Raw genomic sequence first — 15,733 nt, forward strand, 5'->3', positions numbered from 1 at the left:
TATGGAAACTGAAAGAAAAACTGCTTTTATAACAGGTGGGTCAAGAGGAATAGGACGTGCTATTGCTTTACGCTTGGCAAAGGATGGATTTAATATTGTCGTCAACTATTCGAAAAGTGATAAAAGTGCTGAAGAGGTTGTAAAAGAAGCAAAAGAGTATGGAGTAGAGGCAATGGCTGTCAAATGTGACGTCTCTAAATACGATGAGGTTGAAAAAGCGATAGATAAAATTGTAGAAGAATTTGGTAGTATAGATGTTGTAGTAAATAATGCGGGAATTACAAAGGACAATTTAATTTTGAAGATGGATGAAAGCGAGTGGGACCAAGTAATAGATGTAAATTTAAAAGGTACATTTAATGTAATAAAATTTGCATCAAAGTATATGATAAAAAAGAGAAAAGGGAAAATAATAAATATTACATCAGTTGTGGGAATAATGGGAAATGCAGGTCAAGCTAACTATGCTGCTTCTAAAGCAGGAGTGATAGGACTTACTAAATCTGTTGCAAAAGAGTTAGCAAATCGGGGAATAACAGTAAATGCTGTAGCTCCCGGCTTCATTGAAACGGATATGACAAGTGTGTTAAAAGATGAAATAAAAGAAAATATGTTAAAGAGTATTCCTTTGAAAAGAGCTGGAAAACCGGAGGATGTAGCTGAATTAGTTGCTTTTTTGGCGAGTCCCGCTTCAGATTACATTACCGGGCAAGTAATAAATGTTGACGGAGGAATGGTTATGTAATATTATCATAATGTATAATTTTTGAGAGGAGGTGAAGAAGGTATGATTTTTGAAAAAGTAAGGGACATAATAGCCGAACAACTCGGCATTGATCCAGAGGAAATAACGATGGAGTCATCTTTTATAGATGATTTAGGAGCAGACTCTTTGGACATAGTAGAGCTCATAATGGCTCTGGAAGAAGAGTTTGATATTGAAATTCCTGATGAAGATGCTGAAAAGATTAAAACAGTAGGTGATGTAGTAGAATACTTAAGCAATCTTGAATAATTGAGGTCCCGCGTTGCGGGACTTTATGCAATATAAAATTTTACTCTATTTTGGAGGTTTTAACTCATGAACAGAGTAGTTGTAACAGGAGTAGGAGTCATTACACCTTTAGGTAATACTGTAGAAAAATTTTGGAATTCTTTAATAAATGGTGAGTCTGGAATAGACACTGTTACCAAATTTGACGTGTCGGAGTTTCCTACTAAGGTAGCAGCAGAAGTAAAAGATTTTGAACCCACTTTATACATAGATAAAAAAGAAGCAAGAAGAATGGATAGGTTCATCCAGTTTGCTGTTGCCAGCGCGAAGTTGGCGTTAGAGGATTCACAAATTGACCTTTCTAAAGTTGATTTAAACAGGTTTGGTGTTATTTACGGTACAGGCATAGGAGGAATTGAAACTTTTGAAAATCAGATAAAAATTATGTATGAAAAAGGTCCCGGAAAAGTAAGTCCCTTCTTCATACCTATGATGATAGCAAATATGGCAGCAGGTCAAATTGCAATAACTTTTGGGCTAAAAGGGATAAACGAGACTATAGTAAATGCCTGTGCTTCCAGTACTAATGCTATAGGAGAAGCTTTTAAAGCTATTCAAAGGGGAGATGCAGACCTTATAGTCACAGGTGGTACTGAAGCAGCTATAACTCCCATGTCTTTTGCAGGCTTTTGTGCAATGAAAGCTATGTCCACAAATGAGGACCCTAAAAAAGCCTCCCGTCCTTTTGATTTGAATAGAGATGGTTTTGTAATGGGAGAAGGGTCTGCAAGCTTAATTTTAGAATCTTTAGAACATGCGCAAAAAAGAGGAGCTAAAATTTATGCAGAGATAATAGGTTATGGTGCTACAGATGATGCTTACCACATAACTGCTCCTGCGCCAGAAGGAGAAGGAGCTGCTCGTGCAATGGAAGCAGCTTTAAAGGACGGAAAAGTAAGTTTTGACATGATAGATTATATCAATGCTCATGGAACTTCCACTGAATATAACGACAAATTTGAAACAATGGCTATAAAGAAAGTCTTTAAAGACCATGCGTATAAACTCTATGTAAGCTCTATCAAGTCTATGCTAGGCCATTTGTTAGGAGCAGCAGGGGCTGTTGAAGCTGTTGCTACTGTTTTGACTATAAAAAATGGCATTATACCTCCTACTATTAATTACGAAACTCCTGATCCAGAGTGCGATTTGAATTATGTGCCTAACGAGGCTATAGAAAAAGAAGTAAATTATGCGATTTCTAATTCCTTAGGCTTTGGAGGACATAATGGGACATTACTTTTTAAAAAATTTTAAAAGAGGTATGGAAGTGAAAAGAGAAAATTTGTCTGAATTAGAAAAGAGAATAAACTATAGTTTTAAAGATAAAAATTTGCTTATAGAGGCTTTAACTCACAGTTCATGGGCTCACGAAGGTAAAAATAGCAAGATTAGCAATGAAAGATTGGAGTTTTTAGGAGATTCTGTCCTAAGCCTTGTAATAAGCGAGTATTTGTACAAGAATAGAAAAGATTTAGAAGAAGGTTCTCTTTCTAAATATAGAGCTGAAATAGTTTGTGAGCCCTCTCTTGCCAGATGTGCAAGAGAAATAGAATTAGGCAACTTTTTGCGCATTGGCAAAGGAGAAGAACTGACTGGAGGAAGAGAAAGAGATTCTATTCTTGCAGATGCTATGGAAGCGATACTGGCTGCTGTATATCTGGATGGAGGATTAGAAGTCGTTCGCAATGTAATTTTAGAATTGTTCAAAAATATCATTGAAGAAGTTTTGGAAGGGCTTATTTATCGCGACTATAAAACAAAACTGCAAGAAGTTGTTCAAAGCATGGAAATAGGGAAAATTATCTATGAGCTAATAGAGGAAATGGGTCCTGACCATAATAAAACTTTTGTAACTCAAGTGCGGATTGGTGATGTAATATTAGGAAAGGGTTATGGTAAAAGTAAAAAAGAAGCTGAGCAAGCTGCGGCTATGGAAGCATTGATTAAATTGGGGATATTAAAATGAAAAAAAGATGTATATAATACCACTTTTTATACCCCATTTAGGTTGTCCTTTTAAGTGTGTTTTTTGCAATCAAAATTCAATAACAGGCCAACAGCAGGAGATAACAGAAGAATATGTAAGACAAACTATAGAAACCCATTTAAAAACTCTTCCAAGGGATGCAGAAATAGAGGTATCTTTTTTTGGTGGCAGTTTTACGGGAATACCACAGGATATGCAAAATCTCTACTTGGGAATTGCGAAAGAATATTTGGACAATGGCAAAATAGATGCTATTCGTTTGTCTACTCGTCCTGATTATATAGACACCGAGATTTTACAAAATCTTAAGAGATACAAAGTTTCAATAATAGAACTTGGAGTACAGTCAATGGATGAAGAAGTGCTTTTAAAAAGTAGAAGAGGTCATACAAGTGAGGATGTCGTAAAAGCTGTGAATCTAATTCGGCAATATGACTTTAAATTAGGATTGCAAATAATGATAGGACTACCTGGAGATAACTTAGAGAAATCTTTAAATACCGCTTATAAGATTGTGGAGTTGAAACCTGATTTTGTGAGGATTTATCCTACTTTGGTGATTAAAAATACTTATCTTGAAAGAATGTATAAAGAAGGAAGATTCTTTCCTCTAACCTTGCAAGAGGCTGTTGAAATTTCAAAGAAAATGTATATAATTTTTATTAAGAATAATATTGATGTCATTCGGATTGGACTTCAAACGACAGAAAATATTAATTACAATAAAGATGTAGTAGCAGGTCCTTTTCATCCTGCGATGGGACAATTAGTTGAGTCAAGTGTTATTCTTGACATTTTCATAAGGGTATTTGAGGATAAAAATATAAGGAACACAAAGGTTACGATTTTTTCTAATGAAAAGCGGATTTCCACAATTATAGGGCAAAAAAAATTCAACAAGTTGTTTTTAGAAAAAAAATACAACGTAAAGACGGAATTTAAAATATTAAACAGTCTGACTAATGACAAAATAGTTGTTTGTAGTGATAAAAAGATCATGCGTATTTCTATAACCGATTTTATAAAAATAATTTTTAAAAAATTTTATAAAAAGAAGGAAATATTGGTTTTTATCGAATATATAATATATATCAAATGTATTCATTTTCACAATAATGTATGAAGGAGGTTATTTTACAGTGGAGGTTCTAAAAGTATCAGCTAAATCTAAACCTAAGTCTGTAGCAGGTGCATTAGCAGCCGTCTTAAGAGAAAAATCTTCAGCAGAAATTCAGGCGGTTGGGGCAGGTGCAGTAAATCAAGCGGTTAAGGCTATTGCAATAGCAAGGGGGTTTGTGGCGCCAAATGGCATAGACTTAATTGCGATTCCTGCCTTTTCAGAGATTGAGATAGACGGCGAAATGAGGACAGCGATAAAATTTATTGTAGAACCAAGATAATCTAAACCTGCTTTTTTAGCAGGTTTTATTTTTATATAGAGGTGATTTTGATGGAAGGCTTCGTTAAAATTTTAGTGTTAGAAAATGAAATAGAAGCTAAACTGTTAGAAGGCATTTTAAAAGAAAAGGGGATACCACATTTTATAAGAAGTTATCATGATACGGCTTATGATGGATTGTTTCAAATGGTAACAGGATGGGGAGAAATATTAGCACCTTCTTCTTATAAGGAAGAAATAGAGGAGATTGTAGAAGAAATACGAAAAAATGAAGATGAAATTTAAATGTAGATGTGGTAAAATGGAAGGTGCATAAGGAGTGGTGGTATGTACCTTAAGAAACTTGAACTTCAAGGCTTTAAGTCTTTTGCAGACAAAGTAACTCTTAATTTTGAAAAAGGTGTAACAGCAATTGTAGGTCCAAATGGAAGTGGCAAAAGTAATATTTCTGACGCTATTAGATTAGTTCTGGGAGAACAAAGTATCAAAAGTTTAAGAGGTTCTAAGTTAGAGGATGTAATTTTTGCAGGTAGCGAGAATAGAAAACCTTTAGGTTTTTGTGAAATAAATCTCACCCTTGATAATTCCGATGGTTATCTTCCTTTTGATTATACAGAGGTAGTTATTACCAGAAAAATTTTTAGATCTGGCGAAAGTGAGTTTTTTATAAATAAAACTCCTTGCCGTCTTAAGGACATATACGAGCTTTTTTTAGATACAGGAGTAGGAAAAGAAGGCTATTCAATAATAGGACAAGGGAGAATAGACGAGATCCTATCTGCAAGACCAGAAGATAGAAGACAAATTTTTGAGGAAGCAATAGGTATTTCAAAGTACAGATATAAAAAAGAAGAAGCAGAAAGGAAACTCACAGCAGCTAATGATAATCTACTTCGTTTAAACGATATAGTTGTAGAATTAGAGAAGCAGCTTACTACTTTGGAAACGCAAAAAAGCAAGGCAGAAGAGTTTTTAAAACTCCACAAGGAAAAAAGGAAAGCAGATATAAGTTTATATATTCAATTAGCAAAGAGGTCTATGAATCAGTACGATGCTTTAAAAGGAAAATATGAGAACTTAAAAAATCAATTAGATGTAAAAAAAATACATAAAATCAATCAAGAGGAGAATTTGTTATATAAAGAAAAAGAAATTCATGACTTAAAACAGCAATTGGGCAGTAAAAAAGAGGAATATCACAATAAGTTAAGAGAGATAGAGATAGTCTCAGGAAAAAGGGAATTAATAATAGAGAAGCTTAGAAATTTGGAAGAAACCACAGAGCTTTACAGAGAGGAGTTAGAAAAAGCTGCAAAACGGGAAAGAGTTTTAAAGGAAGAACTTAAAAGGATAGAGTCTAATGTAGCCCTTTTACATGCAAACAAGGAAGAATTGGAAGAAAAGTTAAGACAATTTCAAGAAGAATATGTAAGTTTGCAAAAGAAACAAAAGAATGAGATAGAAGAAGTTGAAAAAGCTAAGGAAGATATAATTGAAATTTTAAATAGCATAGCAGATGTGAAAGGAAAATTGTCTTTGAACAATTCTCTAAAGGAAGAGGCAATAAGTAGGCAGCAAAATTTAAAAAAGCATATAGAGGAAATTCAAAATCGAATAGAAATTTTGGATAAAGAAAAAATAAAATTGTTGAAGAATTACAAATTTTACAAAAAGAACTGGATAAAAAGAATCAGCAAAGGGTTACTAAACAGCAAGCTTTACAAAAAATTGATAGTGAGCTGATTTTGAGAGAAGATACTTTAAAAGTTATTAAAGAAGAAATTGAAAGAAAAAGGTCACGACTTTCTATTTTAGAGGAGATGGATAAAAATTACGAAGGCTATAGTGGAACTGTGCGGAACTTGTTAAAACTCTCTGAAAATATTCCTTCTTTTAAGGAAAATATAATAGGAGTAGTGGGGGAACTTTTAGAGGTTGAAAATACTTATAGCACAGCAATTGAGGTAGCATTGGGCTCAAGTATACAGAATATAGTTATAAAATCTTCTGAGGGAGTAGCGGAAATTATTGAAAGGTTAAAACAAAAAGATTTAGGAAGAGCTACTTTTTTGCCTCTTGATTTAATCCGTGGGAGGGGTCTTTCTCAACAGGAAAGCAATATTTTGACTGAGAAAGGCGTAATTGGAGTTGCTTCTAAGCTAATAAAGTATAACGATAATTTAGAAGAAATTTTTAATTTTTTGTTAGGTCGTGTTATTATAGTAGATACCATTGAAAATGCAGTGAGGTTATCTAAAAAATATAATCAAGCTTATAAAATTGTAACATTAGAAGGAGAAGTTATAAATCCAGGGGGTGCAATAACCGGTGGCAGTTTAAAACCTAAACTTCAAAGCATCTTTAAGAGAAAAGAAGAGATAACTAAACTGAAAAAAGAAATTGATAGTTTAAAAAATCAACAAGAAATATTGGTGGAAGAAATTGGGCAAAAAATAAATGATAAAATTCATGAAGAGGAGCAAATAGAATTATTCAACAAAGAAATTTCTGATATTAGCTACAATATAACTTCTAATGAGCAAAGGAGGATTTCATTAGAAAAAGAAATAGGAAATTTATTAAATCAACTAGAAAATTATACTTTAGAAATTGATGAATTAAAGGAAAATGTTAGAAATTATCAACAAGAAATTGACCGGTTTTTAAAAGAGTTAGAAAGCTTAGAAAAAGAAAAAGAACGATTGGATGCTTTGATCAATGGTTTTAAAGAAAAAACAATAAAGGAGAGGAAAATTTAGCAATTTTAGACAAAGAAATCACTGCTTTGAAGATTGAAATCGCTAAAATCGAACAAAAGCTCCAGAATGAACTTCATAACTTAAAAGATAAACGACAAGAATTTGATAGAGAAAAAAACAATATAGTAGAGAAGGAAAAGAATATTAAAGAAATAGAAAGCTTAAAGGTCAATTTGAGTTTAGATAGGGAAAAGTTGCAAGGAGAAATATATAAATTACAACAAGAAGTAGAAAAAATTCAAAAAGATATTTCTTCTTTAGAAGATAATATTTTCCAAGAAGAAGAAGATTTACAAAAGCGTAAAGAAAAATTTTCGATTTTACAACAAGAATTTACTAATATTAATGAAGAATTTCATAAGGTAGAAATGGAAATGCAAAGATTCCAGATAGAGATTGACAATATCAAAAATAGGCTTTGGGAAGAATATGAATTGACCTTAGACAGAGCTTTTGAAGAAGCTGAAGAAGGCGAGATTTCAAAATTAAGACAAAGAGCAGATCATTTGGCAAAGGCTATAAAAGGATTAGGTAATGTGAATATAGATGCTATTGAAGAATATAAAGAGGTAAAGGAAAGGTATGATTTTTTAAAATCTCAGATGGAAGATATTATAAAGGCAAAGGAATCTTTAATTTCTGTAATCGAAGAAGCAAATAAAATTATCAAAACAAAATTTAAAGATGGTTTTGAAATCCTACAGATTCAATTTAAGGAGACGTTTAGGCGACTTTTTGGAGGGGGTAATGCAGAGTTAATACTTACTGATGAAGACAATCTTTTAGAAACAGGTATAGAAATTAAAGCACAGCCCCCAGGAAAGAAATTGCAAACCCTTTCTCTTCTTTCAGGAGGAGAAAAGGCATTAGTTGCTATTTCCCTTTTATTTGCAATGCTAATTATAAAACCTACTCCTTTTTGTATATTGGATGAGATAGATGCAGCATTAGATGATGCAAATGTGGAGAGATTTGCTGAGTTTCTGAAAGAATTGTCAAGAGATACTCAGTTTATAGTTGTAAGCCACAGAAAAGGGACAATGATGGTGGCAGATGCGATATACGGTGTAACAATGCAAGAAAAAGGAGTTTCCAAATTGTTATCCCTTAAACTAAATACTGACGACAAAATAGGAGGCTTGGTAAAACATGCTTAATTTTTTTGACAAATCTAAAAAAGAATCCGAAACTGCTGAAAAAAAAGGTTTTTTTCAAAAGATTAAAGAAGGACTTTTAAAAACAAGAGAAAATTTGACTTCTAAAATAGATAGTATTGTTACAATAGGTAGAAAAATTGACGAAGAACTTTTGGAAGAATTAGAAGAGATTTTAATTTTAGCTGATATAGGTATTAGTACTACTTCTAAGATTATAGAAGGAATACGTCAAAAGGCAAAAGAAAGAAAGATTTATGATGCGTCTCAAATAAAAGAACTTTTAGCTGAAGAAGTTTATGAAATTTTGCAAAAGGATGTAGAACCTTTTACCTTGACTTCTCCTATGGTGATATTGAACGTTGGGGTAAATGGAGTAGGAAAGACTACTACAATTGGAAAATTAGCTTATTTGTACAAAAAAGAAGGCAAAAAAGTTATGCTAGCAGCAGGTGATACTTTTAGAGCTGCAGCTATTGACCAGTTAGAAATATGGGCAGAGAGAGTTAACTGTCCAATTATCAAACACCAAGAAGGCTCAGATCCAGCTTCTGTTATTTTTGATGGCATTCAAGCCTCAAAAGCAAGGGGAATAGATATACTTATTTGTGATACTGCAGGTAGACTGCATAATAAAAAGAATCTGATGGAGGAATTGAGGAAAATACGCAAAGTTATAGATAGGGAATATCCTGAAGCGAGAGTAGAAACCTTTTTAGTTTTAGATGCTACAACTGGTCAAAATGCTCTTCAACAGGCGAAAATATTTAAAGAAGTTTCTGATATAACCGGTATTGTACTTACCAAATTAGATGGAACGGCAAAAGGTGGAATTGTGGTAGCTATAAAATCAGAATTAAATGTACCTATAAGATATATAGGAATTGGGGAAGGAATAGAGGATTTGCAAGCTTTTGATGCAAAATCTTTCGTTTCTGCTATTTTTCAGTAAATTAAATCATAAAAAAATGAAAAAACACAGCTTGACAAAAAGCAGCCCTTCATATAAAATCTTAATGTAAAGGTTAGGACCTTAACGGGTGGGATTTTTGTGGATGATGATTTTTTATTTATGACTCTTTTGTATGATTTTTATGGTGCTTTGCTTACAGATAAGCAAAGAGAAATTTTTGAGATGTACTATTTAAATGATTATTCTCTTGGAGAAATTTCCGAACTTTTGGATATCTCGCGGCAAGGGGTTTATGATACCTTAAAAAGAGCAGAAAGCTCGTTAGAGTTTTTTGAGGAAAAATTAGGATTGGTAAAAAGACATCAAGAAATAATGAATAAACTGGATAAGATAGAAAAGGGCATTAAAATAATACGGCAAAGAGAAAGAGACCCAGAAATTTTAAAAATTATTGAGGAGATAGCTCGTGAAATAGAGGAGCTAAATCCGTAGGAGGTAAATTTTAATGGCTTTTGAAAGCCTATCTGAAAGGCTGCAGGAAATCTTTAAAAAGTTAAGAGGAAAAGGAAAACTCACAGAAAAAGATATAAAAGAAGCTATGAGGGAAGTAAAAGTTGCCCTCTTAGAAGCGGATGTCAACTTTAAGGTAGTAAAAGACTTTATAAACTCTGTTACAGAAAAAGCTTTAGGGCAAGAAGTGATGGAAAGCCTGACCCCGGGGCAACAGGTGATAAAGATAGTCAATGATGAGCTTATAGCCCTTATGGGGTCTACTCAAAGCCGGTTAAATATAGGGAATAAAGTTCCTGCAGTTATAATGATGGTTGGACTTCAAGGTTCTGGAAAGACTACTGCTTGTGGGAAATTGGCAAACTTGTTAAAGAAGCAGGGAAAAAATCCCCTACTAGTAGCCTGTGACGTCGTCAGACCGGCTGCCATAAAGCAGTTACAGGTTGTGGGAGCTAATGTAAATGTACCAGTTTTTACAATGGGGGACAAAGTAAATCCTGTTGATATTGCAAAAGCTTCTATTGATTATGCAAGGTCTCATAACTCTGACGTAATTATCATAGATACTGCGGGTAGGCTTCACATAGATGAAGAATTAATGGAGGAACTTGTAAATATAAAAAAAGCAGTACAACCAGATGAAATTTTGCTAGTAGTAGATGCGATGACAGGTCAAGACGCAGTGAATGTAGCGTCTTCCTTTAATGAAAGGCTAGATATAACAGGAGTTATATTGACAAAATTGGATGGAGATACGAGGGGTGGAGCAGCTCTTTCTATTAAGGCTGTTACACAAAAACCCATAAAATATGTGGGTACAGGCGAAAAGTTGACAGATTTAGAGCCTTTTTATCCTGATAGAATGGCCTCTCGTATTTTGGGAATGGGAGATGTTTTGACTTTAATTGAAAAGGCCCAAGCAGCAATTGATGAGAAAAAGGCACAAGAGTTAGGTCAAAAGCTTTTAACAAAACAGTTTACATTGGAAGATTTCTTGGAACAATTGCAGAGTCTTAAAAATATGGGGCCTTTAGACCAACTTCTCAGTATGATCCCTGGAATGAACAAAAACATGCTTAAAAATGTAGACATTTCTGAAAAAGACTTAAAGAGGATAGAAGCCATTATTCAATCTATGACTAAAGAAGAAAGGCAAAAACCCTTCTATTATAAATGGCAGTAGAAAGAAAAGAATAGCCAAAGGCAGCGGTACCACCATCCAACAGGTAAATAGCCTCTTAAAACAGTTTGAAGAAACTAAAAAGATGATGAAGAAATTTGCTGATATTGACAAAGACCTAAAGAAAGGTAAAATGAGGCTGCCTTTCTTTAGATGATATCGGAAGGTGGGCAACTTTTGAAGGAGGTGAGAAAGTGGCAGTCAGAATAAGATTAAAAAGGTTTGGGGCTAAGAAAAGACCTTTTTACAGGATAGTAGTAGCAGATTCAAGGTCACCAAGAGATGGAAGGTTTATTGATGAGATAGGATATTACAATCCTATAGCCCAGCCTGCTGAAATAAAAATAGATGTTGAAAAGGCTAAAAAGTGGCTTAGTGTTGGTGCCCAACCTTCAGATACTGTAAAGTCACTGTTTAAAAAAGAAGGTATAATTGGCAATAGTGCATCTCAATAATCCTCTCTTGTGAGGAGGTGTAATAATGGGAGAATTGGTTAAAACTATAGCCAAGGCGTTAGTTGACAATCCTGATGCTGTAGAAGTCAATGAAATTGAAGGACAGCAATCTGTTATCATAGAGCTTAAAGTTGCTCCCGAAGATATGGGAAAAGTAATTGGGAAACAGGGAAGGATTGCTCAAGCAATTCGCACGTTGGTTAAAGCTGCTGCCTTAAAAGAAAAGAAACGTGTGATTGTTGAGATAATCTAGGTGGTGGTATGGCTGATTATTATAATGTAGGAAAAGTTACTTCTGCCCATGGCATTAAGGGCGAAGTTAAAGTATATCCTCTTACCAATGTTCCCGAAAGGTTTTATGACCTTGAGTATGTATGGATTTTTGATGACCAACAAAGGCCCCACAAATATGACATTGAATATGTCAAGATTATATCTAAAGGAGTTTGTGTAAAATTAAAAGGAATTGATACTAGAGGCGATGCAGAAAAATTAAAAGGGGCCTTTTTAAAAGTTGACTCTCAAAATGCTTTGGAGTTAGAAGAAAATGAATATTTCATCAAAGATTTAGTCGGGATGAAGGTGTATACAGAAGAAGGAAGTTTTCTGGGTACATTGGTAGAGGTACTTAAGACAGGTGCAAATGATGTGTATGTAATAAAAACTGAGGAGAGGGAAATACTAATTCCTGCTATAAAAGAAGTGGTCAAAAAAGTTGATGTTGACAATAAAGTAATGGTGGTCCACCTTCTGGAGGGGCTATGATGATTTTTGACGTTTTAACCCTATTTCCTGAAATGTTTGATAGTGTTTTATCCTATAGTATATTGAAAAGGGCTATTGAAAAAGGAAAAATAAAAGTTAATTTGATAAATATAAGAGATTTTTCAAAGGATAAACACAAAAGAGTAGATGATTATCCTTATGGAGGCGGGCCAGGAATGGTGATGATGCCTCAGCCTCTCTTTGATGCAATTGAATTTGTAAAAAGTCAAGGAAATATCCCTGTATATTACCTTGGTCCTAAAGGTAAAATTTTCAATCAGGAAATGGCGGTTAAGATGTCTAAATTAGAAAGAATAGCCCTTTTGTGTGGCCACTATGAAGGAATAGATGAAAGAGTCTATTCTGTTATTGATGAAGAAATTTCTTTAGGAGATTTTATATTGACAGGCGGAGAGATAGCCGCCATGGCTATCATTGACGCTGTAACAAGACTTATTGAAGGAGTACTTTCACACCCTCAAAGCGCTATAGAAGAATCCTTTGCTAATAATTTATTGGAATATCCACAGTATACAAGGCCAGAAATTTTTAGAGGTATGAAGGTGCCAGAAATTTTACTAAGTGGTAATCATGCCGAAATAGCTAAATGGCGAAGGCAAAAGTCTTTAGAGATAACTCTTTTAAAACGGCCTGATTTGCTTAAAAAGGCTGTTTTGACTGAAGAAGATAAAAAGTTTTTAAGAGAAAAAGGATTTGACATTTAGAAGGTGGAAGGAGGGAAAAATAATGGACTTAATAAAAGCAGTTGAAAGTCAGCAGATGAGAAAAGACTTAACTCCTTTTAATGTAGGAGATACTATAAGGGTACATTATAAGGTTATTGAAGGAGATAGGGAAAGAATTCAGCCTTTTGAAGGGATAGTAATTAAAAAGAGTGGATCAGGTTTAAGAGAGACTTTCACTGTAAGACGTGTATCTTATGGCGTTGGAGTTGAAAGGACTTTTCCACTTCACTCTCCAAGAATTGAAAAGATAGAGGTTATAAGGAGAGGTAAAGTCAGAAGAGCAAAATTGTATTATTTGAGAAAGAGAGTAGGAAAAGCTGCTACAAAGATAAAGGAATTAATGTAAAAAGGGGTTAAAACCCCTTTTTTAAATATGTGGAGGAATTAGACATGATACAGTGGTATCCTGGACATATGGCAAAATCTAAAAAGGAGATAGTTTCTAACCTTAAGTTAGTAGATGTAGTATACGAAATAGTAGATGCGAGAATACCTAAAAGCAGTAGAAACCCAGATATTGATGATATTGTAAAAATAAAAAAGGATCATTCTTCTCAATAAAGCTGATTTGGCTGATGATGTAATTACGGATTTATGGATAGAATATTTTAAAGAAAAGGGAATAGAAGCGGTAAAAGTTAATTCAATTACAGGATTTGGCCTTAAAGAGATAAATGAAGCAACTCAGAGAGTTTGTCAAGATATTTTGGATAAAAAAAGCAAAAAGGAATGATTCCAAGGCTGAGAGGAATGATTGTAGGTGTTCCAAATGTCGGTAAATCTACTTTTATTAATAAATTAATTGGCAGTAAAAGGGCAAAGACTGGCGATAAGCCGGGGGTTACAAGGGCTTTGCATTGGATAAAAACTCCTTATTTCGACCTTTTGGACACTCCTGGCATACTCTGGCCAAAATTTGACGATAAAAAAGTAGGAATTATGTTAGCAATTACTGGAGCTATAAAAGATGAAATATTGGACATAGAAGAAATAGCATTAAACTTAGTAGCAATCTTAAAAAAGTATTATCCCAATTATTTGATGTCCCGCTATAAAATTGATAAAATAGTAGATGAAGATTTTGAACTTTTAAAAGAAATAGGTAGAAAAAGAGGTTGTTTAATTGCAGGTGGAGAAGTAGATACATTAAAAACTTCTCATATTTTGCTGGAGGATTTTCGCAAGGGAAAACTGGGGAAGATTTCTCTGGAAAGACCATAAGGGGGATTTTTATGCTTTCTAAAGTAAAAAGTATGGCAGTCTTAGGGATAAATGCCTATGTGGTAGAGGTGGAGGTAGATTTATCTACAGGAATTCCTTCTTTTGATATTGTGGGCTTGGGCGATACAGAAGTTAAGGAAGCAAGAGACAGAGTAAGGTCTGCTATCAAAAACAGTGGCTTTGAATTTCCCCTCAAAAAAATTACTGTAAATTTAGCACCAGCGGATACTAAAAAAGAAGGTACTGCTTTTGATTTGCCTTTGGCAATAGGAATTTTAAAATGCACAGAGGAGATAAAAGAGGAAAAGGAAGATATAGCCTTTGTAGGTGAACTTTCTTTGGACGGAAGTCTAAGAGGCGTAAATGGTATACTGCCAATGGTAATCGGGGCAAAGGAAAAAGGTATATCCTCTATTGTTGTTCCTTATGAAAATGCTTATGAAGCGGCAGTTGTTGAGGGGATAAAAGTATATCCTATGAAAAATTTAAAAGAAGTGGTTGAATTTTTAAATGGAGATAGGGAAATAGAATCTTTTACTTTAGATATTAATAGTTTTTTTGATAATGTAGAATACGACGTAGATTTTGCTGAAGTAAAGGGACAAGAAAATGCGAAAAGGGTACTTGAGATTGCCGCTGCCGGAGGCCACAATGTGCTAATGATTGGCCCTCCTGGAGCGGGTAAAACTATGTTGGCAAGGCGTTTTCCTACTATTCTTCCTCAGTTAAGTTTTGAAGAGGCTTTAGAAGTTACCAAGATATACAGTATAGCAGGATTGCTTCCAAAAGGTACACCTCTTATCACTACTCGACCTTTTAGAGCTCCTCATCATACTATCTCTACAGTTGCTTTAGTTGGGGGAGGAAAATATCCTAAGCCTGGGGAAGTATCCCTTGCCCACTATGGAGTGTTATTTTTAGATGAGATTCCTGAATTTAAAAAAGATGCAATAGAAGTTTTAAGGCAGCCGTTAGAAGATGAAGTGGTTACAATTACTCGTGTAAATGGTAGCTTTAGTTATCCAAGTAAATTTATTTTAATTTTAGCTATGAATCCTTGTCCTTGTGGCTATTATGGCGATGATACTCACGAATGCCATTGTAGTGTAAATGAAATAAGAAGATACCAAAATAAAATTTCAGGACCTTTGTTAGATAGAATTGATTTACATGTGGAGGTAAAACCTCTTAAAAAAGATAAATATTTCGAAGAAGAAACGCCATCGGAAAGTTCCAAGGAAATTCGCGAACGAGTTATAAAAGCACGAGAAATGCAACTTAAAAGGTATAAAGGTACTGGTATATACTTTAATTCTCAATTAAAAGGAAATATGTTAAAAAAATATTGCAAACTTGATGAAGATACTAAAAAATTTTTAAATGAGGCTTTCGAGAAGTTTTATTTAAGTGCAAGAGGATATAATAAAATTTTAAAAGTTGCTCGTACAATTGCTGATTTGGAAGGTGCAGAAAATATTAAGTTTGAGCATGTAGCAGAAGCATTACAGTATAGAATTGTTGATAGCAAATATTGGTATAAATAAAAATTACAATAAAAATTTTATGTAAAGTAATTAATTCTCAAAT

General features: G+C 33.8%; 15 protein-coding genes and 3 pseudogenes. All 18 read left to right on the plus strand.

What is annotated here, in order from left to right; all coding sequences use genetic code 11:
* Position 1: 1 nt before the first annotated feature.
* The 18 genes and pseudogenes from fabG (at position 2) to THESIDRAFT1_RS10675 (ending at position 15,690) form a co-directional block, all read left to right on the plus strand.
* Positions 2 to 745 (plus strand): 3-oxoacyl-[acyl-carrier-protein] reductase, encoded by a 744-nt coding sequence (fabG, locus tag THESIDRAFT1_RS10590; RefSeq protein WP_003869196.1) that lies wholly within the window; start codon positions 2 to 4, stop codon positions 743 to 745.
* Positions 746 to 787: 42 nt separating this feature from the next.
* A complete protein-coding gene (gene acpP / locus THESIDRAFT1_RS10595) occupies positions 788 to 1,015 on the plus strand; it encodes an acyl carrier protein (protein WP_003866668.1) in 228 nt (75 codons plus the stop codon).
* Between the two features lie 66 nt (positions 1,016 to 1,081).
* Positions 1,082 to 2,311, plus strand: coding sequence for a beta-ketoacyl-ACP synthase II (fabF, locus tag THESIDRAFT1_RS10600; protein ID WP_006570382.1), 1,230 nt, complete (start codon positions 1,082 to 1,084; stop codon positions 2,309 to 2,311).
* Complete coding sequence (rnc, locus tag THESIDRAFT1_RS10605; protein ID WP_003869194.1) at positions 2,283 to 3,023, plus strand: ribonuclease III; 741 nt, start codon at positions 2,283 to 2,285, stop codon at positions 3,021 to 3,023. Before fabF ends, rnc begins: the two co-directional genes overlap by 29 nt.
* A gap of 7 nt (positions 3,024 to 3,030) precedes the next feature.
* On the plus strand, positions 3,031 to 4,167 hold the full coding sequence (locus THESIDRAFT1_RS10610; protein WP_006570383.1) for an elongator complex protein 3: 1,137 nt from the start codon (positions 3,031 to 3,033) through the stop codon (positions 4,165 to 4,167).
* A 16-nt stretch (positions 4,168 to 4,183) separates the two neighbouring features.
* Positions 4,184 to 4,444 (plus strand): stage V sporulation protein S, encoded by a 261-nt coding sequence (locus THESIDRAFT1_RS10615; RefSeq protein WP_003869192.1) that lies wholly within the window; start codon positions 4,184 to 4,186, stop codon positions 4,442 to 4,444.
* Positions 4,445 to 4,494: 50 nt separating this feature from the next.
* Positions 4,495 to 4,728, plus strand: coding sequence for a DUF2007 domain-containing protein (locus THESIDRAFT1_RS10620; protein WP_003869191.1), 234 nt, complete (start codon positions 4,495 to 4,497; stop codon positions 4,726 to 4,728).
* Positions 4,729 to 4,770: 42 nt separating this feature from the next.
* Positions 4,771 to 8,359, plus strand: a pseudogene (smc, locus tag THESIDRAFT1_RS15225) (chromosome segregation protein SMC).
* Positions 8,352 to 9,308 (plus strand): signal recognition particle-docking protein FtsY, encoded by a 957-nt coding sequence (gene ftsY / locus THESIDRAFT1_RS10630; protein ID WP_004396174.1) that lies wholly within the window; start codon positions 8,352 to 8,354, stop codon positions 9,306 to 9,308. Before smc ends, ftsY begins: the two are co-directional and overlap by 8 nt.
* A 99-nt stretch (positions 9,309 to 9,407) precedes the next feature.
* Complete coding sequence (locus tag THESIDRAFT1_RS10635) at positions 9,408 to 9,761, plus strand: putative DNA-binding protein (RefSeq protein ID WP_003869188.1); 354 nt, start codon at positions 9,408 to 9,410, stop codon at positions 9,759 to 9,761.
* 13 nt (positions 9,762 to 9,774) lie between these two features.
* Positions 9,775 to 11,116: pseudogene (ffh, locus tag THESIDRAFT1_RS10640) on the plus strand (signal recognition particle protein).
* 37 nt (positions 11,117 to 11,153) lie between these two features.
* A complete protein-coding gene (rpsP, locus tag THESIDRAFT1_RS10645; protein WP_003866679.1) occupies positions 11,154 to 11,414 on the plus strand; it encodes a 30S ribosomal protein S16 in 261 nt (86 codons plus the stop codon).
* A 25-nt stretch (positions 11,415 to 11,439) separates the two neighbouring features.
* Positions 11,440 to 11,667 carry a KH domain-containing protein gene (locus tag THESIDRAFT1_RS10650; protein ID WP_003866680.1) on the plus strand — a complete coding sequence of 76 codons (228 nt, stop codon included), beginning with the start codon at positions 11,440 to 11,442 and terminating at the stop codon, positions 11,665 to 11,667.
* A gap of 8 nt (positions 11,668 to 11,675) precedes the next feature.
* Positions 11,676 to 12,179 carry a ribosome maturation factor RimM gene (gene rimM, locus THESIDRAFT1_RS10655; protein ID WP_003866681.1) on the plus strand — a complete coding sequence of 168 codons (504 nt, stop codon included), beginning with the start codon at positions 11,676 to 11,678 and terminating at the stop codon, positions 12,177 to 12,179.
* Positions 12,179 to 12,904: a tRNA (guanosine(37)-N1)-methyltransferase TrmD gene (trmD, locus tag THESIDRAFT1_RS10660; protein ID WP_006570385.1), complete on the plus strand. Its 726-nt coding sequence runs from the start codon at positions 12,179 to 12,181 to the stop codon at positions 12,902 to 12,904. The genes rimM and trmD overlap by 1 nt, the downstream gene beginning before the upstream one ends.
* Before the next feature lie 22 nt (positions 12,905 to 12,926).
* Positions 12,927 to 13,271 carry a 50S ribosomal protein L19 gene (gene rplS / locus THESIDRAFT1_RS10665; protein WP_003866683.1) on the plus strand — a complete coding sequence of 115 codons (345 nt, stop codon included), beginning with the start codon at positions 12,927 to 12,929 and terminating at the stop codon, positions 13,269 to 13,271.
* Between the two features lie 44 nt (positions 13,272 to 13,315).
* Positions 13,316 to 14,146 (plus strand): annotated as a pseudogene (ylqF, locus tag THESIDRAFT1_RS10670) (ribosome biogenesis GTPase YlqF).
* An 11-nt stretch (positions 14,147 to 14,157) separates the two neighbouring features.
* Positions 14,158 to 15,690 (plus strand): YifB family Mg chelatase-like AAA ATPase, encoded by a 1,533-nt coding sequence (locus THESIDRAFT1_RS10675; RefSeq protein WP_006570387.1) that lies wholly within the window; start codon positions 14,158 to 14,160, stop codon positions 15,688 to 15,690.
* The last annotated feature ends 43 nt before the right edge of the window (positions 15,691 to 15,733 follow it).

Source organism: Thermoanaerobacter siderophilus SR4 (assembly GCF_000262445.1).
GTDB classification, from domain to species: Bacteria; Bacillota; Thermoanaerobacteria; order Thermoanaerobacterales; family Thermoanaerobacteraceae; genus Thermoanaerobacter; species Thermoanaerobacter ethanolicus.

Bases quoted from the DNA above. Each gene is read 5' to 3' on its own strand.
- trmD (WP_006570385.1), top strand. From the start codon at position 12,179: ATGATTTTTGACGTTTTAACCCTATTTCCTGAAATGTTTGATAGTGTT.
- rimM (WP_003866681.1), top strand. From the start codon at position 11,676: ATGGCTGATTATTATAATGTAGGAAAAGTTACTTCTGCCCATGGCATT.
- rplS (WP_003866683.1), top strand. From the start codon at position 12,927: ATGGACTTAATAAAAGCAGTTGAAAGTCAGCAGATGAGAAAAGACTTA.
- rnc (WP_003869194.1), top strand. From the start codon at position 2,283: ATGGGACATTACTTTTTAAAAAATTTTAAAAGAGGTATGGAAGTGAAA.
- THESIDRAFT1_RS10675 (WP_006570387.1), top strand. From the start codon at position 14,158: ATGCTTTCTAAAGTAAAAAGTATGGCAGTCTTAGGGATAAATGCCTAT.
- acpP (WP_003866668.1), top strand. From the start codon at position 788: ATGATTTTTGAAAAAGTAAGGGACATAATAGCCGAACAACTCGGCATT.
- fabF (WP_006570382.1), top strand. From the start codon at position 1,082: ATGAACAGAGTAGTTGTAACAGGAGTAGGAGTCATTACACCTTTAGGT.
- ftsY (WP_004396174.1), top strand. From the start codon at position 8,352: ATGCTTAATTTTTTTGACAAATCTAAAAAAGAATCCGAAACTGCTGAA.
- THESIDRAFT1_RS10650 (WP_003866680.1), top strand. From the start codon at position 11,440: ATGGGAGAATTGGTTAAAACTATAGCCAAGGCGTTAGTTGACAATCCT.
- THESIDRAFT1_RS10620 (WP_003869191.1), top strand. From the start codon at position 4,495: ATGGAAGGCTTCGTTAAAATTTTAGTGTTAGAAAATGAAATAGAAGCT.
- THESIDRAFT1_RS10610 (WP_006570383.1), top strand. From the start codon at position 3,031: ATGTATATAATACCACTTTTTATACCCCATTTAGGTTGTCCTTTTAAG.
- fabG (WP_003869196.1), top strand. From the start codon at position 2: ATGGAAACTGAAAGAAAAACTGCTTTTATAACAGGTGGGTCAAGAGGA.